21 protein-coding genes are annotated in these 24,826 nt (G+C 71.0%); 14 read left to right on the top strand and 7 right to left on the bottom strand.

Annotated features, from left to right (window positions below; all coding sequences use genetic code 11):
- The first annotated feature begins 141 nt into the window (after positions 1 to 141).
- Positions 142 to 1,047, top strand: a complete 906-nt coding sequence (locus ACIGA3_RS07025) for a helix-turn-helix domain-containing protein (protein WP_399711323.1) — start codon at positions 142 to 144, stop codon at positions 1,045 to 1,047.
- 116 nt (positions 1,048 to 1,163) lie between these two features.
- Positions 1,164 to 2,120 (top strand): PASTA domain-containing protein, encoded by a 957-nt coding sequence (locus ACIGA3_RS07020; RefSeq protein WP_399711322.1) that lies wholly within the window; start codon positions 1,164 to 1,166, stop codon positions 2,118 to 2,120.
- Between the two features lie 45 nt (positions 2,121 to 2,165).
- On the opposite strand, the gene ACIGA3_RS07015 is transcribed toward ACIGA3_RS07020, so the two are convergent.
- Entirely contained in the window at positions 2,166 to 3,578 is a 1,413-nt protein-coding gene (locus tag ACIGA3_RS07015; RefSeq protein WP_399711321.1) for a glycoside hydrolase family 16 protein, read from the bottom strand.
- A 252-nt stretch (positions 3,579 to 3,830) separates the two neighbouring features.
- Here ACIGA3_RS07015 and ACIGA3_RS07010 point away from each other — a divergent pair, with 252 nt between their 5' ends.
- Positions 3,831 to 5,168, top strand: a complete 1,338-nt coding sequence (locus ACIGA3_RS07010; protein WP_399711319.1) for a 6-phospho-beta-glucosidase — start codon at positions 3,831 to 3,833, stop codon at positions 5,166 to 5,168.
- 54 nt (positions 5,169 to 5,222) lie between these two features.
- Here the strand turns inward: ACIGA3_RS07010 and ACIGA3_RS07005 are convergent, their stop codons facing one another.
- Together ACIGA3_RS07005 and ACIGA3_RS07000 are read right to left on the bottom strand one after the other, a co-directional pair.
- Positions 5,223 to 6,908: a carbohydrate binding domain-containing protein gene (locus ACIGA3_RS07005; protein ID WP_399711318.1), complete on the bottom strand. Its 1,686-nt coding sequence runs from the start codon at positions 6,906 to 6,908 to the stop codon at positions 5,223 to 5,225.
- A gap of 168 nt (positions 6,909 to 7,076) precedes the next feature.
- Positions 7,077 to 8,201: an ATP-grasp domain-containing protein gene (locus tag ACIGA3_RS07000; RefSeq protein ID WP_399711316.1), complete on the bottom strand. Its 1,125-nt coding sequence runs from the start codon at positions 8,199 to 8,201 to the stop codon at positions 7,077 to 7,079.
- Positions 8,202 to 8,485: 284 nt separating this feature from the next.
- Here ACIGA3_RS07000 and ACIGA3_RS06995 point away from each other — a divergent pair, with 284 nt between their 5' ends.
- Entirely contained in the window at positions 8,486 to 9,163 is a 678-nt protein-coding gene (locus tag ACIGA3_RS06995; protein WP_399712469.1) for a 4'-phosphopantetheinyl transferase, read from the top strand.
- A gap of 3 nt (positions 9,164 to 9,166) precedes the next feature.
- On the opposite strand, the gene ACIGA3_RS06990 is transcribed toward ACIGA3_RS06995, so the two are convergent.
- The 3 genes from ACIGA3_RS06990 to ACIGA3_RS06980 form a co-directional block, all read right to left on the bottom strand.
- Positions 9,167 to 9,385 (bottom strand): hypothetical protein, encoded by a 219-nt coding sequence (locus tag ACIGA3_RS06990; RefSeq protein WP_399711314.1) that lies wholly within the window; start codon positions 9,383 to 9,385, stop codon positions 9,167 to 9,169.
- Between the two features lie 148 nt (positions 9,386 to 9,533).
- Positions 9,534 to 10,082 carry a toxin-antitoxin system, toxin component gene (locus tag ACIGA3_RS06985; protein ID WP_399712466.1) on the bottom strand — a complete coding sequence of 183 codons (549 nt, stop codon included), beginning with the start codon at positions 10,080 to 10,082 and terminating at the stop codon, positions 9,534 to 9,536.
- Positions 10,083 to 10,114: 32 nt separating this feature from the next.
- Positions 10,115 to 10,771 carry a helix-turn-helix domain-containing protein gene (locus ACIGA3_RS06980; RefSeq protein WP_399711312.1) on the bottom strand — a complete coding sequence of 219 codons (657 nt, stop codon included), beginning with the start codon at positions 10,769 to 10,771 and terminating at the stop codon, positions 10,115 to 10,117.
- A gap of 242 nt (positions 10,772 to 11,013) precedes the next feature.
- Between ACIGA3_RS06980 and ACIGA3_RS06975 the strand changes: the two genes are divergently transcribed.
- The 8 genes from ACIGA3_RS06975 to ACIGA3_RS06940 all read left to right on the top strand — a co-directional run bounded on the left by ACIGA3_RS06975 (position 11,014) and on the right by ACIGA3_RS06940 (position 20,789).
- Positions 11,014 to 11,652: a PAS domain-containing protein gene (locus tag ACIGA3_RS06975; RefSeq protein ID WP_399711310.1), complete on the top strand. Its 639-nt coding sequence runs from the start codon at positions 11,014 to 11,016 to the stop codon at positions 11,650 to 11,652.
- Between the two features lie 108 nt (positions 11,653 to 11,760).
- Positions 11,761 to 12,759, top strand: a complete 999-nt coding sequence (locus ACIGA3_RS06970) for a LacI family DNA-binding transcriptional regulator (RefSeq protein ID WP_399711308.1) — start codon at positions 11,761 to 11,763, stop codon at positions 12,757 to 12,759.
- Positions 12,760 to 12,878: 119 nt separating this feature from the next.
- Positions 12,879 to 14,231 (top strand): ABC transporter substrate-binding protein, encoded by a 1,353-nt coding sequence (locus tag ACIGA3_RS06965; RefSeq protein WP_399711306.1) that lies wholly within the window; start codon positions 12,879 to 12,881, stop codon positions 14,229 to 14,231.
- 5 nt (positions 14,232 to 14,236) lie between these two features.
- Positions 14,237 to 15,184, top strand: coding sequence for a carbohydrate ABC transporter permease (locus ACIGA3_RS06960; RefSeq protein ID WP_399711305.1), 948 nt, complete (start codon positions 14,237 to 14,239; stop codon positions 15,182 to 15,184).
- 22 nt (positions 15,185 to 15,206) lie between these two features.
- Positions 15,207 to 16,082 carry a carbohydrate ABC transporter permease gene (locus ACIGA3_RS06955; RefSeq protein WP_399711303.1) on the top strand — a complete coding sequence of 292 codons (876 nt, stop codon included), beginning with the start codon at positions 15,207 to 15,209 and terminating at the stop codon, positions 16,080 to 16,082.
- Between the two features lie 29 nt (positions 16,083 to 16,111).
- Entirely contained in the window at positions 16,112 to 17,719 is a 1,608-nt protein-coding gene (locus tag ACIGA3_RS06950) for a glycoside hydrolase family 13 protein (RefSeq protein ID WP_399711301.1), read from the top strand.
- A 60-nt stretch (positions 17,720 to 17,779) separates the two neighbouring features.
- Positions 17,780 to 19,957, top strand: coding sequence for a discoidin domain-containing protein (locus tag ACIGA3_RS06945; protein ID WP_399711300.1), 2,178 nt, complete (start codon positions 17,780 to 17,782; stop codon positions 19,955 to 19,957).
- Between the two features lie 106 nt (positions 19,958 to 20,063).
- Positions 20,064 to 20,789, top strand: a complete 726-nt coding sequence (locus tag ACIGA3_RS06940; RefSeq protein ID WP_399711298.1) for a Crp/Fnr family transcriptional regulator — start codon at positions 20,064 to 20,066, stop codon at positions 20,787 to 20,789.
- A 19-nt stretch (positions 20,790 to 20,808) separates the two neighbouring features.
- On the opposite strand, the gene ACIGA3_RS06935 is transcribed toward ACIGA3_RS06940, so the two are convergent.
- Positions 20,809 to 21,309 carry a hypothetical protein gene (locus tag ACIGA3_RS06935; RefSeq protein ID WP_399711296.1) on the bottom strand — a complete coding sequence of 167 codons (501 nt, stop codon included), beginning with the start codon at positions 21,307 to 21,309 and terminating at the stop codon, positions 20,809 to 20,811.
- Positions 21,310 to 21,622: 313 nt separating this feature from the next.
- On the opposite strand from ACIGA3_RS06935, the gene ACIGA3_RS06930 reads away from it, so the two are divergent.
- Both ACIGA3_RS06930 and ACIGA3_RS06925 read left to right on the top strand, forming a co-directional pair.
- The gene (locus ACIGA3_RS06930) at positions 21,623 to 22,384 is read left to right on the top strand and encodes a hypothetical protein (protein WP_399711294.1); all 762 of its coding nucleotides are present in this window, start codon (positions 21,623 to 21,625) and stop codon (positions 22,382 to 22,384) included.
- 311 nt (positions 22,385 to 22,695) lie between these two features.
- Entirely contained in the window at positions 22,696 to 24,825 is a 2,130-nt protein-coding gene (locus tag ACIGA3_RS06925) for a hypothetical protein (RefSeq protein WP_399711293.1), read from the top strand.
- The last annotated feature ends 1 nt before the right edge of the window (position 24,826 follow it).

Here is a 24,826-nt window from a genome sequence, read left to right as displayed (position 1 = left end):
CAAGAAGTCCTCGTTAGAAGCAGGGATGCTGACCAAACGCGTTCAAACTTAAAAGTCTGACTTTTTCGCGGAAAGGTCGGGGTGTGTCAGCCTGTGGTGAATCTGGGACACCGATCGCTTGATAGGAACGGCAAATCGAACATGGCGGACAGATCGCCTCAAGGTGTGGGCCGCGTCACGGACGGCGACGGGATCAGGACCTTCCCCTTCCCGGCCGAGCTGGCCGTCGGCGGTGTCGGTATGCAGGTCGGCGCCATGGGCGAAGACCGCACCTGGCATGCGGATGCCCCGCTGGACCGGGTCCATCGCATCGACTTCCATGTGGTGATGCTGTTCACCGAGGGCCCGGTCCGGCACATGATCGACTTCGCCGAGTACGAGGTCGGCGCCGGTGACCTGCTCTGGATTCGCCCGGGCCAGGTCCACCGTTTCTCCCGCACCAGTCAGTACCGGGGCACCGTCCTCACCATGCAGCCCGGCTTCCTGCCCCGCGCCACCGTCGAGGCGACCGGCCTGTACCGCTACGACCTGCCGCCGCTGCTGCGTCCCGGCCCGGCGCAGCTCGCCGCGCTGGAGAACTCCCTCGCCCAGCTCGGCCGCGAGTACGAGGACACCTCGACGCTGCCGCTCAGCCTGCACACGGCCGTCCTGCGGCACAGCCTCACCGCGTTCCTGCTCCGCCTCGCCCACCTCGCGGCCAGCTCGGCCGAGGCGAACCGGAGCCAGGCCGACACCACCTTCACCCTGTTCCGGGACGCGGTGGAGCGCGGCTTCCCCACCAACCACAGCGTCAACGCCTACGCCGACGCCCTCGGTTACTCCCGCCGCACCCTCGTCCGCGCGGTCCGCGCCGCCACCGGCCAGACCCCCAAGGGCTTCATCGACAAACGCGTCATCCTGGAGGCCAAACGCCTCCTCGCCCACACGGACATGCCCATCGGCCGGGTCGGCGCGGCGATCGGCTTCCCGGACGCGGCCAACTTCTCCAAGTTCTTCCATCTGCACACCGGGGTGACGCCGGTGGGGTTCCGGGCGGAGCTGCGCTGACGCCTGGCCGTCGCGCCCTTGTCACGTTCCGGTCTCGCTTCGGTTGTGAAGACAACCTCTCGGTTTCTTCACAGGTCTCGCACACGCACAGTGTGAGAGCAGCTCAGGGGGGACACATGAATCGTCCGGGACGACCGCAGGCGCCGGTTCGGGTCGCGCGCAAGGCGTGGCTCAAGGGAGTCGGGGCCGGGGTGCTGATATGCGCCCTCGTCACCGGGTGCGGCAGCGGGGGCGACGAGAAGCCGGTGGCCGCCAAGCCGCGGCCCACGGTGACGGTCACCGCGACCGTCACGGCCACGCCGGCCCTGCTGGAGAGTCAGGTGGACAGCACGGTCGCCGACGCGACCGGGGCCGCGGAGGAGCACGGCTATCGCGTCGCCGCGCACGACGCGAGCGAGAAGGACGCGTCTCCGGCGGACGACTGGAAGGTCTGCTTCGAGAAGTACGGGCGGGACAGCGTCGACTTCGGCGCGGTGGCGTCCGGGGCTCCGTGCCCCAAGGTGGACGGCCGTCCCATTCCCTGGCCGGCGATGCCCGGTGTGGTCGGCCGCACCTACTCCGCCGCTGCCACTGCCGTGGGCGGAGTGACGAAGGGCGAGATCTCCGTCAAGGCGTCCTACAAGGACGAGCGCGTCGCCGGGGAGCACGACGACTGGAAGGTGTGCTTCCAGTCGCCCGTCGCCGGGACGAAGGTCGTGGGGGACCGTGATGTCACGCTGTGGCTGACCAAGAGCGGGTGCCCGTCGGCGACGGGGACGTACAAGGACAAGACCAATGACCCGAACTACACGCCGCCGGTCGCGGCTGGTAGCGGTGGGTCGTCCAGCTCGTCCAGCTCGTCCAGCTCGTCCGGCTCTTCCGGCTCGTCCGGTGGGTCCTCCAGTTCGTCCAGCTCCTCCGGCGGCGGTGGTGGCAGCGCGGGCACCACCTGCGAGATCGTGTCGAACGCCGGGAACTGCTACAACGCGGGCCAGTTCTGCCGCAACGCCGATGTCGGCAGCTCCACCCACGCGGGGAACGGGCGGCTCATCTACTGCCGGAGCGACGGCAGCCGGAACCGCTGGAACTACTGATGGCGGGCGGCGCCGGACTCGACAGGTCCGGCGCCGCCACCTCCGTCAGCGGGCGAAGCTGAACCAGTTCACGTTCACGAAGTCGGCCGGCTGACCGCTGCTGAAGGTCAGATAGACGTCATGGGTGCCGGTGACCCCGCTGATGTTGGCCGGGATGGTCTGCCAGGTCTGCCAGCCGCCGGTGCCGGAGAGGGCGAAGCTGCCGATCGGGGCGTTGGAGCGGCTGTCGAGCCGTACCTCCACCAGCCCGCCCACCCCGGACGGCGCCCCGCTCGCCACCCGGGCCTTGAACTGGGTGGCGGGCGAGGAGCCGAAGTTGACGCCCTTGTACTGCGCCCAGTCACCGTTGGCCAGGTGGCTGAGGTTCTGGCCGCCGCCGGAGTCGGTGGTCGTCTCGGTGTTCACGCCGGACTGGCCGTCGTAGGACTCGGCCTGGATGGTGCCGTAGGCGTCGCGGTTGCCGGTGGGCGGGGGAGTGGTGCCGCCACCGCCGCCGGACTGGAGCACCTGGACGTAGTCCACGGTCATCGGGTGGCCCGGCACGGTGCCGCCGTCGGGGCCGCCGCCGAACGCGTCCGGGAAGCCGCCGCCCATCGCCACGTTGAGGATGATGAAGTAGCCGTGGTTGGTGGCGTTGGTCCAGGTCGCCGCGTCCACCTGATTGGCCCGCACGGTGTGGAAGTTGACGTTGTCGACGTAGAAGCGGATCTGCTCCGGGCTGGTCGAGCGGTCCCACTCCATCGCGTACGTGTGGAACCCGGACTGGCACGTACTGCCGGGACACGCGGTGGAGTTGCCGATGCCGGTGGTCTCGTTGCAGGGGCCGCCGGGGTTGGTGCCGCAGTGCATGGTGGACCACACGGTGTTCAGGCCCTGCACGTTCTCCATGATGTCCAGCTCACCGACGCCGGGCCAGTTCCAGTAGTTGCCCCGGAACGGCGAGCCCAGCATCCAGAAGGCCGGCCAGTAGCCCTTGGCGGCCGCGCCCGTGACATTGGGCATCTGCACCCGGGCCTGCACCCGCAGCTTGCCGCCCGCCGGGGGCTGGAAGTCGGTGCGGTTGGTCTCGATACGGCCCGAGGTCCAGCGGCCCGAGGAGTCGCGGCGCGGGGTGATCAGCAGATTGCCGTTGCCGTCGAGCGCGACATTGCTGGTGCTGTTGGTCATCGTCTCGATCTCGCCGGTGCCCCAGTTGGCGGCACCGCCCGGATACGAAGTACCGGTGGCGTACTGCCAGTTGGAGGTGCTCACACCGGAGCCCGCCGAGCCGTTGAAGTCGTCCAGGAACACCTGCGTCCAGCCGGACGGAGGCGTGGGCGCGGAGGCGTCGGCGGGGGCGATGGCCGCCAGGGCGGTCGCGGCCGCCAGACCCAGCGTGCCGAGGGCGGCGATCAACGCCCGCCGGACGGAACGCCGCTGTCTGCCGCCGGCCGGGGAGGTACCGGAGGTTTCACTCATGGGGGTGCCTTCCGGGGTACGGGATGAAGTGCGGGGGTATCCCTGAGAGCGCTCTCAGGGTGCGGTCAATGTGCTCTCCGCTCCTGCGGGCGTCAAGGGTTGAAGCAAGGAAAGTCCTTGCCCCGCACGGGAGTTCACCCAGTGAAGGCACCTTTGCGGGCGCAAGTCGCGTGTTCGGCAGGACACGCCGTCCCGTCTCCTCTCCGGACCGTCGTGCCATGATCGGACCAGGTGCGCCGGAAAGGATGAGACGTGAGGCTGACGATTCTGGGCGGCGGCGGATTCCGCGTGCCGCTCGTGTACGGCGCACTGCTGGCCGACCGCGGCGAGGGACGGGTGAGCGAGGTCGTCCTGTACGACGTGGACACCGCCCGGCTGGACGCGGTGACCCGGGTGCTGGCCGAGCAGGCGGCGGGGGTGCCGGACGCGCCCGTCGTACGGGCCACCGGCGACCTGGACGAGGCGCTGCGCGGGGCCGACTTCGTGTTCTCCGCGATCCGGGTCGGCGGGCTGCGCGGGCGGGCGGAGGACGAGCGGGTGGCGCTGGCCGAGGGGGTGCTCGGGCAGGAGACGGTGGGCGCCGGGGGTATCGCCTACGGGCTGCGGACCGTGCCCGTCGCCGTCGACATCGCCCGGCGGGTGGCCCGGCTCGCCCCCGACGCCTGGGTCATCAACTTCACCAACCCGGCCGGCCTGGTCACCGAGGCCATGTCCCGGTACCTCGGCGACCGGGTCATCGGCATCTGCGACTCCCCGGTCGGCCTCGGCCGCCGCGTCGCCCGCGCCCTGGGCGCCGACCCGCGCGAGGCGTTCGTCGACTACGTCGGCCTCAACCACCTCGGCTGGGTACGCGGCCTGCGCGTCGCCGGACGCGACGAACTGCCGCGCCTGCTGGCCGACACCGACCGGCTCGGCTCCTTCGAGGAGGGCCGGCTGTTCGGCCCCGAGTGGCTGCGCTCCCTCGGCGCGATCCCCAACGAGTACCTGCACTACTACTACTTCAACCGCGAGACCGTACGCGCCTACCAGGAGGCCGAGCGGACCCGAGGCGCATTCCTCCGCGACCAGCAGTCCCGTTTCTACGAGGATGCGCTGCGCCCCGGCGGCTCCGCGCTGCGCGCCTGGGAGGACACCCGCGCCGAGCGCGAGGCGACGTACATGGCGGAGAACCGGGAGAGCGCCGGGGCCGGGGAGCGCGAGGAGGAGGACCTGTCGGGCGGCTACGAGCAGGTGGCGCTCGCGCTGATGCGGGCCATCGCCCGCGACGAGCGCACCACCCTCATCCTCAATGTCCGCAACCGCTCCACACTTACCGCGCTCGACGCCGACGCGGTGATCGAGGTGCCCTGTCTGGTCGGCGCCGACGGAGCGCACCCACTGGCCACCGACCCGCTGCCCGGCCATGCCACCGGCCTGGTCTGCTCGGTGAAGGCGGTCGAGCGGGAGGTGCTGGCCGCCGCGGAGTCGGGGTCGCGGGCCACCGCTGTGAAGGCGTTCGCGCTGCATCCGCTCGTCGACTCGGTCAACGTGGCCCACAGGCTGGTCGACGGTTACACCGCTGCCCACCCGGAGCTGGCGTATCTCAAGTGAACGCGGGTGGGGGGCCGCTCCGCCGAGCGGCCCCCCACGCGTGTCGAACGGGGCTCAGCCGGTGAAGCCGGCCGTGATCGAGGTGAACTGCCAGTTGCTCTGGCTGATGCCGGAGCAGTTGCTCACCACGCCGCCACCCGGGCAGGGCCGGTCCCGGTTGACCGCCCAGTAGGCGAGCCGGGCGATGTGGTGCGAGTTGCTCCAGTCGCGGATCCTTGTCCAGATCTCAGGCGTGGTGTTCTCCTGCTGGTCGGAGAGGCCGTTCATGCCGGAGATCCCGATGTGCGCGTACGCGGTGGCGTCGTCCCAGCCGAAGGTCGACTTCAGCTTGTTCTTCAGCCCCTCGGCCGCGTTCACCGTGTTGCCGTACATGTCCGAGCCGCCGCCGAAGTCGAACGGCATGATCGTGAACACGTCGATGTCGGCGCCGATCGACTTGGCCTGCTCGATCAGCCGGTTGCCGTAGTACGTCGGGCCGGTGGTCGTGGTGCCGAAGGTGACGATGGTCTTCAGGCCGGGGTTGTTGGCCTTGACCGTCTTCAGCGCGGTGAGGATCTTCGCCTGCACGGCCTCGTTCTCGAACTCGTCCGTGTTCTCGATGTCCATGTCGATCGATTTCAGCGAGTAGGCGTCGATCACCTTCTGGATGGCGCCCGCCAGCGCGCCCGCCGAGGAGCAGTTCGCGCCGAGCTTGCTGCCCTGCCAGCCGCCGAACGACGGCACGATGTCACCGCCCGCCGAGCGGATCTGGTTGATCGCGGTCTGGTCCACCCCGCCGGTCAGCGGCCGGCTGCCGTCCCAGGACGGGTTGCAGCCGCCGGCATCCAGCACGAACGCCATGGTGAACCACTTCACCCCGGTCGCGTTCATCACCGTCGCCGGGTTCGGCGGCTCGCCCCAGCCCTCGTACAGATACGGCGCGGCCTGCTTGAAGCCGGTGCCGCCGCCCGAGCCCGCGCTGGTCGTCACGCTCACGGCATTGGACGCGCCGGAGGTGTTCCCGGCCGCGTCCCGCGCCTTCACGGTGAAGGTGTACGCCGTGCTCGCGGAGAGCCCGCTCACCGTGGCCGTGGTGCCGGACACGCTGAGCACCTGGTTGGAGCCGCTGTAGATGTCGTACGCGGTGACGCCCACGTTGTCGGTCGCCGCGTTCCACTTCAGCGAGACGCTGGAGGAGGTCTTGCCGGTCGAGGTGAGGCCGCCCGGAGTGCTCGGCGCCTGGGTGTCGCCGCCGCCCCCGCCGCCCGGCCCGTCCAGGCTGATGTCGTCGGCCTGGTAGGAGCCCTGCGCGTACCAGCCGTGCACATACACCGTTGCGCTGGTCTGCGAGGCGCCGGTGGTGAAGGAGACACTGAGCTGGCTGTACGCGGAGGGGGAGGAGGTCCAGGTGGAGGCGCCGCCGTCCACCCCGAGGTAGACGTACGAGCCGCGGACCCAGCCGCTGAGGGTGTACGCGGTGTTCGGCTTGACGGCGACGGTCTGCGCGCACTGCGCGTTGTCGCTCGAACTCACCGCGCCCTGAAGCGCCTTGGAGCCGCCGTGTACGGGGGAGGAGACGACCGAGCCGAGGTTGCCGGAGCAGGTCCAGGGGGACAGGCCGCCCGACTCGAAGCCGGGGTTGGTGAGCACGTTGGCCGCCTGGGCGGTGCCCGGCAGGGCGACGGCCCCGCCGAGTGCGAGAGCGGCGGAGCCGAGCAGGGCGAGAAGCCGGCGTCTGGGACGCCCGAGAATGTGTCGCACGCGATCTCCCTGATGGTATGGGGGTGTTCGGGAGTGCACCGGGGTGCGGGAAGTGCGGAACGAGCACGGAGAGAGTGCGCCCTCCAAAGTGGTATGGACCAATCCAACTGTCAAGGGACAGTGCGGGATTGGTCCATACCGGGATGGTGAAGCGCCGGGGTGCGGTCGCTACAGCGGCAGTGCGGCTCCGGCGGGGGCCGGTGCGGTGATCGGGGCGGCGGGCGCGGGCAGGCGCATCTCCGCCTCCTCGGGGTCCTGGTCCGGGAGGGTCGTCGGGCCCAGCGGGCGGGGCCCGGAGACGACCGCGTAGTCCTGGCCCAGGAACGGCGGCTCGATCGTGCCGGGGTCCTCGCCCAGCGCCAACTGCACAGCTGCCCAAGGGGCGTTGACGCCGCACAGGGAGAGCTGGTGCAGGCCGCCCGCCGCGCGGGTGTTGACGTCGAGCAGCACCGGCCGGTCGCCCAGCAGGCGGAACTGGATGTTGGACAGGTAGTGCAGCCCGAACCCCTCCGCGATCAGCCGGGCCGGAGCGAGCCAGCGCTCGTCCAGGGTGAAGCCGCGGCGCCGGCCGTTCTTGGTGCGGCCCACCATCAGCCGGGTCCGGTTGTCCGGGCCGGTCAGGCAGTCCACCGACACCTCCGGCTGCTCCAGCCTCGGCATCACCAGCAGGTTCACCGGCTCCTCGGCCCCCCGCAGCGCGGCCACGGCGAGGTCCAGCTGCACATACGGGCCCGGGAAGCCGCTCAGATGCGCCAGCGAGAACGGCGAACGGGTGATCATCCGGAAGCCGACCCCGCCCGCACCGGTGGCGGGCTTGAAGCACGCCCGGTGCCCAGCCTCCTCCAACTCCTCGACCGCAGCGATGAGTTCGTCCGCCGTGCGGACCCGGAACCACGGCGGCACCGGCACACCCACCGAGCGGACCGCCTCGTACGCGGTCACCTTGTCCTCGAACACCGCCACCGCTTCCGGCGTCGGCGCCAGCAGGGCCGTACCAGCCGCCGCGAAGTCGGCGCGGTGCGCCACGATCGCGGACTGGTGCAGCCGGGGCACGAAGACATCGATGCCACGCCGTGCGCACTGGTCGAGCGCGTACTCGACGTACCCGGCCGGGGACAGCCCCTCCGGCTCCAGCGCGGCGGTGTCGGCGGCGGCCAGCACGGGGGAGTCCGGGTCGCCGTGCGTCGCGTGGATCTCCACGGCGCGGTCGCTCGGGTTTCTCCGCAGCTGATCCATGAAGAACACGTTCTCCGCGTACGTGCGGTTGAGCCATACGCGTACGCGAGAGACCATGCGGGCCGCCTTTCGGGGGTTTTCGGGCAGGACTGAGTGGTCCGCGCCCGGACAGAAGGAAGGAAGGGACACCAAACCGCCCTCAGGAAAAGGGTGTTGGGCGGTGAGTGATGGGGCCGATCATACGGCCTGCGCGGAGCGGTTCGTGCAACGCGCGTGTTACGGATTCGCCGGGCGCGTCGACCCCCGCGGCACCCCGCGCGCACCGGCCGCTCTTGCCCGCGCCCCGGCCGATGTGCTGTCGTGGTGCCGCGCCGCACACTGTCGTGGGAGGTCGGGTACCGGTGATCGAGGAGCTGCTGCCTGACTCGGTGGTCGCCGTGGAGTCGTACGGCGTCCCGGACGACGACCCGGACACCGCGCTCTTCCCGGAGGAACGGGCGCTGGTGGCCCGTGCGGTCGCCAAGCGGCGCCGTGAGTTCACCTCCGCACGCGTCTGCGCGCGGCGCGCGATGGAGAAGCTGGGCCGGCCGCCCGCGCCGGTGCCGACCGGCGAGCGTGGCGCCCCGGTCTGGCCGGACGGCCTGCTCGGCAGCATGACCCACTGCGACGGCTACCGGGGCGCGGCGCTGGCCCGCTCGGGTGACCTGGCCTCCCTCGGCATCGACGCCGAGGTGCACGAAGCGCTGCCGGACGGCGTCCTCGATTCCGTGTCCCTGCCCGCCGAACGGGACCGCCACCGGGCGCTGGCCGCCACCCGGCCCGGCGTGCACTGGGACCGGCTGCTGTTCAGCGCCAAGGAGTCCGTGTACAAGGCGTGGTACCCGCTGGCCCGAGCGTGGCTGGACTTCTCCGAGGCGGACATCGAGCTGGTCCCGACGCACGGCGACCGCGGCACCTTCCACGCCCGCCTCCTCGTACCCGGCCCCCTGGTGGGCGGCACCCGTCTCACCGGGTTCGACGGCTACTGGCTCACCGGCGACGGACTGGTCCTCACGGCGGTGACCGTACCGGCGCCCTGAGGTCTATGGGCACCAGGCGCGCAGCAGCTCGAAGAACTCGTCCTCGTTGCCCGCCAACCCCGCGTCCGCCAGAGCATGTTCGGCCTCCGCCAGCACGGTCGGCGGCACCATGGCCGGGGCCGCTTCCGGCGGGCCGTCCAGGGTGGCGCGCACGGTGTGCAGCAGCCGCAGATACGCCTGGACGGCGGTGCGCTCACGGTCGGTCAGTACGGCGGTCGGCATCGGTCGGCTCCCCGGTCGGCGGCACGGTTCACGCACGCTGGCGCCACGCGCCGCCCCTCGCGGCACGCAGGGGTCCAGCTTGCCGTCCGCCACTGACAACGCCGCCGCTCCGGCCCGCGCAGGGTCGCCAGGGCGGCCCACGCCCGCGTCAGCCCTGCGGCCCCGGATACCCCAGCGACGTACCGATGCGCCCCGCCACGTCGTCCCGGCGTACCGGACCGCTCAGCGACGAACCCGTCATGCGGGTACGGCACTTGCTGGCCAGAAGCAGCCCGAACGTCTCCGCGTCGCGCTCCTCGTCCAGGTCGAACCGGGTGCGCGCGGCGACCCGGTGCACGGTCGCCTGCAAGGCGTCCCGGTCGGTGTCGTCCGTGAGCAGCCGGGTGGCCACGCCCATCCCCAGGCCGTCGACCCGGTGCGCGGTGTGGTCGGCCTGCATGTGCCACAGCTCATGGCCCAGGATCACCAACTGGTGGTCGGGGGCGGTGCGTTCCTCCACCACGACCAGATCGCGGTCGGTCATGTCCAGCCACAGTCCGCTGGCCGTACCGGGGGGGAAGGCCGCTGTACGGAAGTGCACCGGGCGGCCGCGTCTGCGGCTCATCGCCGAGCACAGCGACCGGTACAGCTCGTCGGGCGGCACCGGCGCGGGCCGCCGGTCCAGCTGTCCGACCAGCTCGGCGCACAGCCGCCGCATGCCCCTGCCGATGCCCACCGCCCTCATCCCGTTCACGACCCCGGCTGCCGGACGCTCTCCAGGAGCATGTCCAGCCACTCCGCGACCTTGTCCCGGTGCTGGTCGGTGGGGAGCTGGGCGGCCCGCCAGGCGATCCCGCGCACCCCGTGATCCTGGAGCAGCCGTTCCAGCGGGTCCTGTGCCGCGCCGGAGGCGGCCCGCTCCCGGTCCGCCAGCTTCTGGAGCAGCTCCTGCTCGATGTGCTGTAAAGCGCCGGCCAGCGCCTCGGGGTCCTCCGCCGTGAGGAAGCCGGCGTGCACATGGAAGAAGCGCTGGAGCGCGTCGCAGTGCTCCATCGTGGGCCGCCGGTCGCCGTTGATCAGGGCGCCCGCCTGCTGCCGGGACATGCCCGCGCCGTCCGCGATCTCCTGCTGGGTGTATCTGCGGCCGCCGGGCTTCAGGCGGGTGCGGCGCAGCAGGTCCAGGCGTTGCAGGAAGCGGGCCTGCACATCCGGTTCACCGGCCGGGCGGCCGCAGAGCAGCGCCTTGACCACCGGCTCCGGGACCCCGCTGCCGACCGAGAGCCGGGCGGTGTCGAAGACCTCGGTGTGCGGTACGCCGAGCCGGTCGGCGAGCGCGGTGACGCGGGCGACGACGGCCGGCAGCTGAGCGGTCGCCGTGGCGCCCGGATTCTCGTAGCCATCCGTCACCGACAGAACTCCTACGTCTCTCAAGGGCCGCGCGAGATCGGGCGCGCTTGTCACCCCCGGCCGCCATGAACATCCCGGAGAGTAGCCCGTGGTTCGAACTCGCATCCAGGTCTCGCCACAACTGTGGCGAATTTCAGCCGTCAACAGGCATGAAATGCCACGATAGTTGACACGGCTCTCGTCGGGGCAGCAGGATCGCAGCGCCGCGTGCAGGCGGCCAAGGCAAGAGGGGTGACCACCCGATGGCACATCAGGCGGGAGGGCGGCGGCCGGTACCCCGGTCCGTCCCCGAGAGCGGTGAGACGCGGGCGTATCTGGACGACTACGCCGCCGTGGTGGAGGCTGCCCCGTTCCCCTCGCTCGTCGTGGACCACCGCTGGAACGTCATTCTGGCCAACGACGCCTTCGCCACCCTCTTCGGGGAGGTGCGGCACCACCCCACCGCGATGCCCGGCGACAACTTCCTGCGCTTCGTCCTCTTCCACCCCGACGCGGACCGGGTGCTCGGCGAGCACGAGCCGGGCTGGTGCCTGCCGATGCTGGCCCAGCTGAAGACCGCGATGGAGGGGTACGGCCACGACCACGAACTCCAGGCGATACGCCGGGACGTGGCGCACGATCCGATCATGGACGCCGCCTACCGGCAGGGCCTGCCGTACTGGATACACGCGGTCGGCGAGAGAGCTGCCCGCCTCGACGGCGCCGTACGCCTCCTGCACCACCCGGACCCGCGCCGGGGCACCGCCGAGTGCCGTGTGGTGGACGAGACCCCGCCGTTCCTGCGCGACCTGGGTCACCAGCGCCTGACGATGATCCCCCGGCAGCCGTCCGCCTCCGGCCGGCGCGCCCACCTGATGATCGTCCCCACCTCCCAGATCTGACCCGGCCCCGTCGGTGTTCAGGTCATCGACGGCGCCGGGTCCTCCGCACCCAGGACGACGCCCACCGTTACGCAAGCTGCTTGCGTAACTTGCGCTACCCTTGCGCGCATGACGCGACGACTTGCGGAAGTGGCGAAGAAGGTCGGGGTCAGCGAGGCCACGGTCAGCCGGGTGCTCAACGGCAAGCCCGGGGTCTCCCAAGCCACCAGGCAGTCGGTCCTCACCGCCCTGGACGTCCTCGGCTACGAGCGGCCCACCCAGCTGCGCGGCGAACGCGCCCGCCTCGTCGGCCTCGTCCTGCCCGAGCTGCAGAACCCGATCTTCCCGGCGTTCGCCGAGGTCATCGGCGGCGCGCTCGCCCAGCTCGGGCTGACCCCGGTGCTGTGCACCCAGACCAAGGGCGGCGTCTCGGAGGCCGACTACGTCGAACTCCTCCTCCAGCAGCAGGTCTCCGGCGTCGTCTTCGCCGGCGGGCTGTACGCGCAGGCCGACGCCCCGCACGACCACTACCGCAGGCTCGCCGACCGCAGCATCCCGGTCGTGCTGGTCAACGCGGCCATAGACCACCTCGGCTTCCCCGCCGTCTCCTGTGACGACACGGTCGCCGTCGAGCAGGCGTGGCGCCACCTCGCCTCCCTCGGCCATGAGCGCATCGGCCTGGTCCTCGGCCCCGGGGACCACGTCCCCTCCGCCCGCAAGCTCGCCGCCGCCCGCGCACTGGCCCCCGGCCTGCCGGACGCCCATGTGGCCCGCGCCATCTTCTCCATCGAGGGCGGGCACGCCGCCGCCTCCCGGCTGATCGACCGGGGCGTCACCGGCATCATCTGTGCCAGTGACCCGCTCGCCCTCGGTGCTGTGCGGGCCGCCCGGCGCAAGGGACTTGACGTACCGGGCCGGATCTCCGTCGTCGGCTACGACGACTCGGCGTTCATGAACTGCACCGAGCCCCCGCTGACCACCGTGCGCCAGCCCATCGAGGCCATGGGCCGCGCCGCCGTGGAACTGCTGAACGCGCAGATCGGCGGCACCGCGGTCCCCGCCGAGGAGCTGCTGTTCGAACCCGAACTGGTGGTCCGGGGCTCCACCGCGCAAGCCCCGCGCGACTGAGACCGCCCGCAGCCGCAGGGCTGTCGAATAATTACAGATTACGCGCGACATCTTGCGACCCGGTGTCGTCGGTGCTTGAGTGTGCGGCGCCCACCGCTCCTGCCTTGAGGGGTCCACCGATGAGAAGCACCGGGTTCCGCCGTACCGTCGCCGCGATCGGCGTCTGTTCCTCGCTCGCCCTCACCGCAGCAGCCTGCGGCTCGGACGACGACAGCTCGGCGGGCGGCAAGACCCGCATCACCGTCAACTGCGAGCCGCCCAAGAGCGCCAAGGTCGACCGCCGGTTCTTCGACGAGGACATCGCCTCCTTCGAGAAGGCCCACCCCGACATCGACGTCGTCGCCCACGACGCCTTCCCCTGCCAGGACCCCAAGACCTTCGACGCCAAGCTCGCCGGCGGCCAGATGGAGGACGTGTTCTACACGTACTTCACCGACGCCCGGCACGTCGTGGACATCAAGCAGGCCGCGGACCTGACCCCGTACCTCAAGGACCTGAAGAGCTACGACAGCATCCAGAAGCAGCTACGGGACATCTACACCGTCGACGGCAAGGTCTACGGCATCCCGCGCACCGGCTACTCCATGGGGCTGATCTACAACCGCGCGCTCTTCCAGAAGGCCGGCCTCGACCCCGACAAGCCCCCGGCCACCTGGGAGGAGGTCCGGGCCGCAGCCAAGAAGATCGCCGGACTCGGCAACGGCACCGTCGGCTACGCCGACTACAGCGCGCAGAACCAGGGCGGCTGGCACTTCACCGCCGAGCTGTACTCCCAGGGCGGCGACGTCGTCAGCGCCGACGGCAAGAAGGCCACCGTCGACACCCCCGAGGGCAAGGCGGTCCTCCAGAACCTGCACGACATGCGCTGGGCGGACGACTCCATGGGCAGCAAGCAGCTCCTCGTCATCAACGACGCCCAGCAGCTGATGGGTTCGGGCAAGCTCGGCATGTACCTCTCCGCGCCGGACAACATCCCGATCCTCGTCAAGGAGAAGGGCGGCGACTACAAGGACCTCGCCCTCGCCCCCATGCCCGGCGGCAAGGGAACCCTCATCGGCGGCGACGGCTACATGTTCAACAAGAAGGCCAGCCCCGCCCAGATCCGCGCCGGCCTCAAGTGGCTCGACCACATGTTCCTCACCCCCGGAGACGGCTTCCTCGGCGACTACGCCCGCGCCAAGAAGAACGACGCACCCGTCGGCCTGCCCGAGCCCCGCCTGTTCACCGGCGCCGCCGACGCCAAGGACCAGCAGGTCAAGAAGGCCAACGCCAATGTCCCGGTGGAGAATTACCAGACCTTCCTGGACGGCAACCAGAGCCTGGACATGAAGATCGAGCCGCCGCACGCCCAGCAGATCTACTCGGTGCTCGACGGCGTCGTCTCCGCCGTCCTCACCAAGAAGGACGCGGACATCGACCAGCTCCTCAAGGACGCGTCCGGCAAGATCGACGGCATCCTGGCGCGGGGCTGACCGCCATGACGAAGACGGCCGAGCGGCTCCCCGCGGCCGCCGCTCTGGCCCCGCCCGCGCCCCCCGAGGGCGGCGGCCGGGGACGCCGGGTCGCCGCCGACCAGGTCCGCGCCTACGGCTTCCTCCTCGGCGGCCTGGCCTGCTTCGCCCTGTTCTCCTGGTACCCGGCGATCCGCGCCGTCGTCATCGCCTTCCAGCGCTACACCCCCGGCTCCGCGCCCGAGTGGGTCGGCACCGCCAACTTCCGCCGGGTCCTGCACGATCCGGAGTTCGGCGCCGCCTGGCGCAACACCCTCACCTTCACCGCGCTCGCCCTTCTCCTGGGCTTCGCCGTCCCCTTCGTCCTCGCCCTCGTCCTCAACGAACTCCGGCACGCCAAGGCGTTCTTCCGGGTCGTGGTCTATCTGCCGGTGATGATCCCGCCCGTGGTCAGCGCCTTGCTGTGGAAGTGGTTCTACGACCCCGGCGCCGGCCTCGCCAACGAGACGCTGCGCGCCCTGCACCTGTCCACCTCGAACTGGTCCAACGGCACCGACACCGCGCTGATCTCCCTGGTGATCGTGGCCACCTGGGCCAACCTGGGCGGCACCGTCCTCATCTACCTCGCCGCCCTCCAGTCCATCCCCGGCGAGCTGTACGAGGCCGCCGAACTCGACGGGGCCAACCTCCTCCAGCGCATCCGGCACGTCACGATCCCGCAGACCCGGTTCGTGATCCTCATGCTGATGCTCCTTCAGATCATCGCCACCATGCAGGTGTTCACCGAGCCCTTCGTGATCACTGGCGGCGGCCCGGAGAGCGCGACCGTCACCGTGCTCTACCTCATCTACAAGTACGCCTTCCTCTACAACGACTTCGGCGGGGCCTGCGCCCTCAGCGTCATGCTGCTCGCGCTGCTCGGAGCCTTCTCCGCCGTCTACCTCCGCCTCACCCGCACCGAGGGGGACGCATGAACACCCTTACCGAGGTGGGCACATGAGCACCCGTACCCTCATCTCCCCGGCCACCCTGGCCCGTCCGCGCGGAAAGGTCCTGTACTGGACGGTGTTCTGGGCCGTCGTCGTCCTCTTCGCGCTCGCCTTCCTGTTCCCCGTGTACTGGATGGCGTCCGGCGCGATGAAGTCCCCGGACGAGATCGCCCGTACCCCGCCCACCCTCGTCCCCGAGCACTGGCGTCTCAGCGGCTACACCGACGCGTGGGACCTGATGCAGCTCCCGCAGCACCTGTGGAACACGGTGGTGCAGGCGGCCGGTGCCTGGGCCTTCCAGCTGGTGTTCTGCACGGCCGCCGCGTATGCCCTGTCCAAGCTGAAGCCCGCCTTCGGTAACGTGGTCCTCGGCGGCATCCTCGCCACCCTGATGGTTCCCGCGCAGGCCCTGGTCGTGCCGAAGTACCTGACCGCGGCCGACCTCCCGCTGATCCACACCAGCCTGCTCAACGACCCGCTCGGCATCTGGCTGCCGGCCGTCGCCAACGCCTTCAACCTGTACCTGCTCAAGCGGTTCTTCGACCAGTTGCCCCGCGATGTGCTGGAGGCCGCGGAGATCGACGGCGCGGGGAAGCTGCGCACCCTGTGGTCGGTCGTGCTGCCCATGTCCCGGCCGGTGCTCGGAGTGGTGTCCATCTTCGCGCTGGTCGCCGTCTGGCAGGACTTCCTCTGGCCGCTGATGGTCTTCTCCGACACCGACAAGCAGCCGATCAGCGTGGCCCTGGTCCAGCTGTCGCAGAACATCCAGCTGACCGTGCTCGTTGCGGCGATGGTGATCGCCAGCATCCCCATGGTGGCGCTCTTCCTCGTCTTCCAGCGGCACATCATCGCCGGGATCAGCGCGGGCAGCACCAAGGGCTGACCCGGCCCCCCGACAGAAAGGCACGCACCGTGGCACAGCCCACCCATGCCCGCAGGCAGGCCGACTGGTGGCGCTCGGCCGTCATCTACCAGGTGTACGTGCGCAGCTTCGCGGACGGCGACGGCGACGGCACCGGAGACCTCGCCGGGGTCCGCGCCCGACTGCCGTACCTCGCCGAACTCGGCGTGGACGCCCTGTGGTTCAACCCCTGGTACCTGTCCCCGATGAAGGACGGCGGCTACGACGTCGCCGACTACCGCACCGTCGACCCCGCCTTCGGCACCCTCGCCGAGGCCGAGAAGCTCATCGCCGAGGCCCGTGAGCTGGGCATCCGCACCATCGTCGACATCGTGCCCAACCACGTCTCCGACCAGCATCCCTGGTTCCGGGCCGCGCTCGCCGCGGGGCCCGGCAGCCCCGAGCGCGAACTGTTCCACTTCCGTCCCGGACGTGGTGCGCACGGCGAACTCCCGCCCAACGACTGGCCGTCGCAGTTCGTCGGCTCCACCGAACCGGTGTGGACCCGGCTGCCCGACGGCGACTGGTACCTGCACCTGTTCACCCCCGAGCAGCCCGACCTCAACTGGGCCCACCCGGCCGTGCGCCGCGAGCACGAGGACATCCTGCGTTTTTGGTTCGAGCGCGGTGTCGCCGGCGTCCGCATCGACTCCGCCGCCCTGCTCGTCAAGGACCCCGACCTGCCCGACCTCGCCGGGGCCCCCGACCCGCACCCCTTCGTCGACCGCGACGAACTCCACGACATCTACCGCGCCTGGCGCGCGGTCGCCGACGAGTACGACGGCGTGTTCGTCGGCGAGGTCTGGCTCCCCGACGCCGAACGCTTCGCCCGCTACCTCCGCCCCGACGAACTGCACACCGCCTTCAACTTCGCCTTCCTGTCCTGTCCCTGGGACGCCGGACGGCTGCGCGCGGCCATCGACTCCACCCTCGCCGAGCACGCCCCGGTCGGCGCCCCCGCCACCTGGGTGCTGTGCAACCACGACATCACCCGCACCGTCACCCGCTACGGCCGCGCCGACACCGGCTTCGACTTCGCCGCCAAGGCGTTCGGCACCCCCACCGACCTCGCCCTCGGCACCCGCCGCGCCCGCGCCGCCGCCCTGCTCTCCCTCGCCCTGCCCGGGTCGGTCTACCTGTACCAGGGGGAGGAGCTGGGCCTGCCGGAGGCGGACATCCCGGTGGACCGGATCGAGGACCCGATGCACCACCGCTCGGGCGGTACCGACCCCGGCCGCGACGGCTGCCGGGTCCCGCTGCCCTGGACCGCCGACGCCCCGCACGCGGGCTTCGGCTCGCGCGAGGAGCCCTGGCTGCCGCAGCCGGCCGGCTGGGCGGCGTACGCGGCCGACCTGCAGGAACACGACCCGCACTCCATGCTCACTCTGTACCGCGAGGCCCTCGCCGCCCGTCCCGCCTTCGGCGATGGCCCGCTGACCTGGCTCCCCGCCCCCGAGGGCGTCCTCGCCTTCGCCCGCGCGGACGGCGCCCTGTGCGTGGTGAACCTCGCCGCCACGGCCGCCGAACTGCCCGCGCACTCCGCACTCCTGCTCGGCAGCGGCCCCCTGGACGAGTCGGGCCGGCTGCCGCAGGACACGGCGGTCTGGCTGCGCGCCTGAGCCGCCCCACCCCCGCACCACCTGCTATCCCCGGCACCCCCACCCTGAAGGGATCAGCACATGCGCACCAGCACCGCCAGACACTTGAGGCGCCTGCCCGCCGTAGGGGCCGTCGTCGCTCTCGCCGCGGGCATGACGGTCGCCCTCGCACCGGCCGCCCAGGCCGCCTCGGGCGCCACCCTCCCGTTCACCTCCGTCGAGGCCGAGTCCGCCACCACCACCGGCACCAAGGCCGGCCCCGACTACACCCAGGGCAGCCTCGCCTCCGAGGCGTCCGGACGGCAGGCCGTACGCCTCAACTCCGGGCAGCGCGTGGAGTTCACCGTGCCGCGCGCGGCCAACGCCGTGAACGTCGCCTACAGCGTCCCGGACGGCCAGTCCGGCTCGCTCGCTGTCTACGTCAACGGCACCCGGATCGCCAAGACGCTCCCGGTGACCTCCAAGTACAGCTATGTCGACACCGGTTGGATCGCCGGCGCGAAGACCCACCACTTCTTCGACAACGCCCGCCTCCTGCTCGGCCAGAACGTCCAGGCGGGCGACAAGGTCGCCTTCGAGTCCACCGGCACCCAAGTCACGGTGGACGTGGCCGACTTCGAGCAGGCGGCCGCGGCCGCCACCCAGCCCGCCGGTTCGGTGTCCGTCGTCTCCAAGGGCGCCGACCCCAGCGGCGGCGGCGACTCCACCCAGGCGTTCCGCGACGCCATCGCGGCCGCGCAGGGCGGCACGGTCTGGATTCCGCCGGGCGAGTACCGGATCACGTCCTCGCTCAGCGGCGTGCAGAACGTGACACTGCGCGGCGCCGGCCACTGGTACTCGGTCGTGCGCACCTCCCGCTTCATCGACCAGTCCAGCTCCTCCGGCAACGTCCACCTGAGGGACTTCGCCGTCATCGGCGAGGTGACCGAGCGCGTCGACTCCAGCCCGGACAACTTCGTCAACGGCTCGCTCGGCCCGGGCTCCTCGGTCTCCGGCATGTGGCTCCAGCACCTGAAGGTCGGCCTGTGGCTGACGGGCAACAACGACAACCTGGTCGTGGAGAACAACCGCATCCTCGACACCACCGCCGACGGACTCAACCTCAACGGCAACGCCCGCGGGGTGCGCGTCAGCAACAACTTTCTGCGCAACCAGGGCGACGACTCCCTCGCCATGTGGTCCCTGTACGCGCCCGACAGCAACTCCAGCTTCGAGAACAACACCATCTCGCAGCCCAACCTGGCCAACGGCATCGCCATCTACGGCGGCACCGACATCTCGGTGAAGAACAACCTGGTCTCCGACACCAACGCCCTCGGCAGCGGGATCGCCATCTCCAACCAGAAGTTCCTGGACCCGTTCTCCCCGCTGGCCGGCACCATCACGGTCAGCGGCAACACCCTGGTGCGCGCGGGGGCGATGAACCCCAACTGGAACCACCCGATGGGCGCGCTGCGCGTCGACTCCTACGACAGCGCCATCAACGCCACGGTCAATATCACCGACACCACCATCACCGACAGCCCGTACAGCGCCTTCGAGTTCGTGTCCGGCGGCGGCCAGGGCTACCCGGTGCGCAACGTCAACGTGACCGGCGCGACGGTGAAGAACACCGGGACCGTGGTCGTCCAGGCCGAGGCGCAGGGCGCGGCCACCTTCAAGAACGTCACCGCCACCCAGGTGGGCGTCGCCGGGATCTACAACTGCCCCTATCCCGCGAACTCCGGCGCCTTCGCGCTCACCGACGGCGGCGGCAACTCCGGCTGGAACAGCACCTGGTCGGACTGCTCCAGCTGGCCCCAGCCCGGCCAGGGCAACCCCGAGCCGGACCCGGGCCGCAACCTGGTCAAGGGCCGCCCGGCCACCGCCACCGGCTCCCAGGACGTCTACACCCCCGGCAAGGCGGCCGACGGCGACGCCAACACCTACTGGGAGTCGGCCAACAACGCCTTCCCACAGTCCTGGACGGCCGACCTCGGCTCCGCCTACCCGGTGCGCCGGCTGGTCCTCAAGCTGCCGCCCTCCTCGGCGTGGGGCGCCCGTACGCAGACCATCGCCGTGCAGGGCAGCACCGACGGCTCCTCGTACACCACCGTGTCCGGCGCACAGGGCTACCGCTTCGACCCGGCGAGCGGCAACACCGTCACCGTGTCCCTGCCGAGCGGCACCAGCCTGCGCCATCTGCGGCTGACCGTCAGCGGCAACACCGGCTGGCCGGCGGGCCAGTTCAGTGAGGTGGAGGCGTACCAGACCCCCTGACGAGAAGCCCGCACCGGCCCGCTCCTCATCCGGGGGAGCGGGTTCCGGTGTGCCCGACCGTGTCCGGAACCATGCCGATTGTCGTCCGAACGCCTATCGTCGTGTCGTGACCTACGCAGCATCACGGGGCGCGGACCCCGAGTCCGGCTGGCCGCCCGGCAGTTACCTCGGCAGACTGTCCGAGCCCGCGCTCGATGATCTGCTGGCGCTCGGGCGGCCGCGCCGCTTCGGTCCCAGGGACCTGCTGGTCCGGCAGGGCGACACCGACCGGCACACACTGCTGCTGCTCACCGGGTTCACCAAGGTCACCGCGAGCGCGCAGAACGGCCGGGAATCCCTGCTGGCGATCCGGCTGGGCGGGGACATCATCGGGGAGATGGCGGCGGTCGGTGCCATGCCCCGCACGGCGACCGTCACCGCGTGCGGACCGGTGACCGCGCGGGCCGTGCCCCATGAGGCCCTGCGCGCCTTCCTGCTGCGCCGCCCGGACGCCGCCGTGGAGCTGACCGGCATCGTCTCCGAGCGGCTGCGCTGGGCCAACAACCGGCGCCTGGAGTTCCGCGGCTACAACGTGAAGGAGCGGCTGGCCCGCATCCTGGTCGATCTCGCGGCCGGCCACGGACGGCCCGGCCGGGGCGGAGTGGAACTCGGATTCACCCTCACCCAGCCGGAGTTGGCCGCCCTCACCGGAGCGGCCGAGCCGACCGTGCACAAGGCGCTCAAAGAACTGCGGGACGCCGAGCTGATCGTCACCGGCTACCGCACCACGACCGTCCGCGACCTGGACCGGCTGCGCGAGGAGGCCCGGCTGCTGCCGTCGGACCTCGACTGAACGGCCATGAAGACAAAGGTCAGTTGGAGAACGCCCGCAGCAGCACACAGAGCCCGGCCGTGATGGCCATCGCGGCGGTACAGGCGATGGCGGCGGCGGCATAGCGGCACTTGGCCACGGTGATCGCCGCCATGAACCGGCACGCCTCCCACAGCTCCGCCCCCTCCGGTCCCGTCCGCGCGCCCGGCGAGGCCGAGGCGGCCGACAGGGCGTGGACGCTGAACCGGTTGAAGGACGCCGGCCGCCACAGCCGGGGGCGCAGGACCAGCGCCAGGCACCCCACCCCGGTCACGAAGGCCACCGCGAACAGCACGACCAGCGTGTCCAGCAGCACCCCGCTCACCGCTTGATGCGCCCAGGCCGAGCGTGCCGTACGGACCCAGGGCCCGAAGGAGACCACCAGCGCGGCCTGCACCCCGGCGAGCACCCCCGCCTTGCCGTCCGCGAGCTGGTGGGTGGTCTGAAGCGACGTCAGCATCACGGCCGCGTCCTGCGGTCCGCCCTGCGTCTGGTGCGTCATGCCGTCTCCTCGGTAACGCGCGAGCCCCGAGCCGGGGTGCGACCAGTAACGCGCGCCGGGGCGCGGGCGACCACCTAATTCCACGGGTTCCGGGAAAGGGTCCCGCATCCCGTATTTGTACGGGGTTCCGGGCCGCGCCGGCTGATACGACATATTCCGGTGCTGTCGAAACAACACCGGACCCGAGGTTGTTGTTGTCTCGTTTCCGCAACAGCGGCACCCGGAAGTGGGCGGGACTGTAATGCTGCTTGTCCCATCTCGATCGAGGCGTTCCGACGCGTGGGATTCGATCACGATTCCGAAGGAATAGAACATGAATCGAATGAAAGGATTCTCGCGCCGTCCCCTCTTCGCCGTGGACGCCGAGGGATACGGCCGGAGCCATCCGAGGCGCCAGCACTGGATGCAGGCCGCCATCGACCACGTGCTGACGCAGGCCGCCACCGAGGTCGGTTTCGACCGGGGGCGGTGGCAGACCCAGCTCGCGGGTGACTCCGCGTTCAGCGTGCTGGGCGCCGACGAGTCCGAGCCGCTGCTCGTGGACGACTTCGTCCGCCACCTCGACTCCGGGCTGCGCGAGGTCAACGACGGCCGCGAGTCCGGGGCCCGGCTGCGGCTGCGCGCCGCGCTCCACCACGGTGTGGCCGTCCCGGCGCGTGGCGGCTTCTCCGACCGGGGCGCGGTGGAGACCGCCCGCATCCTCGACTGCGCGCCGCTGCGCGCGGCACTGCGGCTCAGCCCGTCGGCGGTGCTGGCCACGGCGGTCTCCCGCGAGGTCTTCCACACCGTGATCGGCGGCGCGTACACCACCCTGCGCGCCGAGGAGTTCCGCGAGGTCAGGGTCCGCACCAAGGAGTTCGACGACGCGGTGTGGATCAGGGTCCTGGGCGGCGACGTCCACGGGATCGCGGCGCTGGACGGCGATGAATCCGAGACTCCGGCGGCCCCCGCGTCGATGCCCCAGCCGCCGGCCACCCCCGCGCTGGCGCCCGTTCCCACGCAGAAGTCCGAGCAGGTTTTCGAAGGCCCGGTGCACGGTTCCGTCATCGGCATCATGAATCAGTACCGCGTATGAACGGCGACACCCCGCTCCCCGGGATTCCACCGGCCGGACCGGAGCCGGACGGTGAAGTGAACCGCCCCGAACCGCCCGCGCCGGGAACATGGAAAACACCGGGAGCCGAGAAAGTCCCCGGAACGGATAAAGGGCCGGGGGCGGAGAAAAGGGAATCCGCCCGCCCGGTACGCGACGAAGAGACGACAGCCGGGAATTCCGCCACCGCTGGGACGCAGGGGGCGGGCGGGACGCCGCACGAGCCGGGAATCCCGGAATCCGGGCAGCGCGCCTCCGGGCCCGGCGCCCCGGAGGCGCCGGGCGGGGAACCCGTGCGCTCCCCGGAAGGCCCCCCTCCCGGCGAACGCGTCGCCGAGCCCACGGCCGCCAAGGCCGATGAGCAGGTGTCCGCCCTGCACTCCACCTACACCACCGTCAACCAGTACCTGTACGGCAACGTCGGCCGGGGCGGCGTGACCGGGGTCGCGGGCGCCGCCCCCGTCTCCCAGGGCCGGGCCACCGGGCCCATGCGGCACGAGGAGATCACCCTCCTGCTCGAACGCTACGCCGAGCCCGACGCGTTCGCGGACGCCCTCGCCGCCCTCCGCGCGGACCATGTGGTGACCCTGATCGGCGAGTCCGGCACCGGGAGGCGCTCGGGCGCCGTCGCCCTGCTGAAGAAGGCGATCAACGGAGGCGGCCGCGTGATCGTGCTGTCCCCGGACATCACCCTCGACCAGCTCGCCGACCGCCGCTTCGACGCGGGGAACGGCTATGTGGTCCTGGACCGGGTCTACGACGGCTCCCTCAACGACGCCCAGGCGGACTTCGCCTGGCGCCGCGTGCAGGAACGCGTCCACGACAGCGGGGCCCACCTCGTCGTCACCACCCGGCCCCGGATGGAACGCGCGCTGCCCACCTCGGTCGGCCACGTGGTCTGGACCGCCCCCTCCACCGAGCAGGTGCTGCGCCTGCGGCTGCGGCTCGGCGGCTGTACCGAGGAGACGATCGCCGAGGCGGTGAAGCTGATCCGGCTCAACTGCCCCGTCGCCAAGGCGGCCGAGGTGGCCGACGGCATCTGCGCGGGCGGCACTCCGGAGGAGGTGTGGAACGACTACGACACCGGTACCCACGACACCGTGCGGCGCTGGTTCCACGCATCGGGCCGCACCATGCGGGAGGTCCTCCAGGTCACCACGGTGGCGTTCGCCGCCGGCAACGGCATCAGGGCCTGCGAGGAACTGTTCGGGCTGCTCGACCTCCATGTGGGCCGGCAGTTCGCCCAGGGAACGGCCGGAGGCAGGTTCAACACCGTCTCCACCCCGGTCGCCTCCGCCGCCGGCCAGAAGGGCAAGGACCTCGGCGGGAAGCGGGACGGCGGGGCGGAGGCCGCGCTGTACGACCGCAGGCGGGCGATGCTGGACATCGAGCTGCTGGCCGTACGGCAGGTGCCGATGGGTGCGGTTGCCCGCGAGGTCGTGGAGTTCGCCACCCCCTCGCACCGGCGCTGGGTGTTCATCGAACTGTGCGGTCTCTTCGGCTCCGACTTCTGGGACGGCGTACAGCAGTGGCTCAGCGCCGTGCTCAGTGAGCCGGAGGCGCCCTGCCGTCCGGGCACCGTCGCCGGCGACGAGTTCGAGGTGTCCATGGCCGCCGGGCTTGCCATGCTCGCCACCAAGGACTTCGAGGAGGTCGTCACCAACTACCTCGTGCCATGGGCCCAGGGACAGGCGGGCCGTCGCGGGCAGGCCATGGCCGTCTATGTGCTCTGGTACATGTGCCAGAGCGACCTGGGCCTGGACACCACCGCCCTCGACATCGCCCGTGGCTGGGCGCGCTCCAACTCCCCCGAGCTGCGGGGCACCGCCGCGCTGGCCTTCAGCGGCTGGCTCGGAGTGCGCTTCCCCTCGGACACCGTGAAATGGCTGTGGCACCTCATCGCCAACGAGAGCGGCCAGGGCACCGCCGCCGCCGCGCTGGCGAAACTCTTCGCCCTGCTCGTCTACCACGACGAGGACCCGTCACGGGTGCTGGGCCTGCTCACCTACCGGCTGGGCAAGCACGCGGCCACATCCGGCCGCACCCCGCTGAAGTCGCTGACCTACCGGGTCGTGGTGATGATCCTCTGTATCCGGGACGCCTCCGGCAGGCCCGTCGCCCTGCGCCACTTCGTGCTGCACCCCGAGCGCGGGGGCGCGCTCGTGGACCTGTGGGCCCAAGCCTTCTGCTACCGGCCCCTGCGCGGTCTGGCCCTGAAGGCGTTCGCCGACCACCTCACCGCGCTGCCGACGCTCACCGAGGCCACCGTGGACATGGGCCGCGCCCTCGGCCGGGGGCTGCGTGACCGGGTGTCCGACCCGAGGGAGCGGTGTGCGCTGTGCACGGACCTGACGCGGCTCACCAGCGGCAAGCAACCGCAGGACGCCATCCGTGCCCTGCTGGACGAACTGTGCATGAAATGAA

The organism is Streptomyces sp. NPDC085596 (genome assembly GCF_044541565.1).
GTDB lineage: Bacteria > Actinomycetota > Actinomycetes > Streptomycetales > Streptomycetaceae > Streptomyces.
Note: the sequence above shows the minus strand (reverse complement) of the source record. Positions and strands in the feature narration are given on the sequence as shown.

Excerpts from the sequence above, each read along its gene's own strand:
- ACIGA3_RS07025 (WP_399711323.1), top strand. The coding sequence starts at position 142 with ATGGCGGACAGATCGCCTCAAGGTGTGGGCCGCGTCACGGACGGCGAC.
- ACIGA3_RS07020 (WP_399711322.1), top strand. The coding sequence starts at position 1,164 with ATGAATCGTCCGGGACGACCGCAGGCGCCGGTTCGGGTCGCGCGCAAG.
- ACIGA3_RS07015 (WP_399711321.1), bottom strand. The coding sequence starts at position 3,578 with ATGAGTGAAACCTCCGGTACCTCCCCGGCCGGCGGCAGACAGCGGCGT.
- ACIGA3_RS07000 (WP_399711316.1), bottom strand. The coding sequence starts at position 8,201 with ATGGTCTCTCGCGTACGCGTATGGCTCAACCGCACGTACGCGGAGAAC.
- ACIGA3_RS06990 (WP_399711314.1), bottom strand. The coding sequence starts at position 9,385 with ATGCCGACCGCCGTACTGACCGACCGTGAGCGCACCGCCGTCCAGGCG.
- ACIGA3_RS06985 (WP_399712466.1), bottom strand. The coding sequence starts at position 10,082 with ATGCGGCGGCTGTGCGCCGAGCTGGTCGGACAGCTGGACCGGCGGCCC.
- ACIGA3_RS06975 (WP_399711310.1), top strand. The coding sequence starts at position 11,014 with ATGGCACATCAGGCGGGAGGGCGGCGGCCGGTACCCCGGTCCGTCCCC.
- ACIGA3_RS06970 (WP_399711308.1), top strand. The coding sequence starts at position 11,761 with ATGACGCGACGACTTGCGGAAGTGGCGAAGAAGGTCGGGGTCAGCGAG.
- ACIGA3_RS06965 (WP_399711306.1), top strand. The coding sequence starts at position 12,879 with ATGAGAAGCACCGGGTTCCGCCGTACCGTCGCCGCGATCGGCGTCTGT.
- ACIGA3_RS06960 (WP_399711305.1), top strand. The coding sequence starts at position 14,237 with ATGACGAAGACGGCCGAGCGGCTCCCCGCGGCCGCCGCTCTGGCCCCG.
- ACIGA3_RS06955 (WP_399711303.1), top strand. The coding sequence starts at position 15,207 with ATGAGCACCCGTACCCTCATCTCCCCGGCCACCCTGGCCCGTCCGCGC.
- ACIGA3_RS06945 (WP_399711300.1), top strand. The coding sequence starts at position 17,780 with ATGCGCACCAGCACCGCCAGACACTTGAGGCGCCTGCCCGCCGTAGGG.
- ACIGA3_RS06935 (WP_399711296.1), bottom strand. The coding sequence starts at position 21,309 with ATGACGCACCAGACGCAGGGCGGACCGCAGGACGCGGCCGTGATGCTG.
- ACIGA3_RS06930 (WP_399711294.1), top strand. The coding sequence starts at position 21,623 with ATGAATCGAATGAAAGGATTCTCGCGCCGTCCCCTCTTCGCCGTGGAC.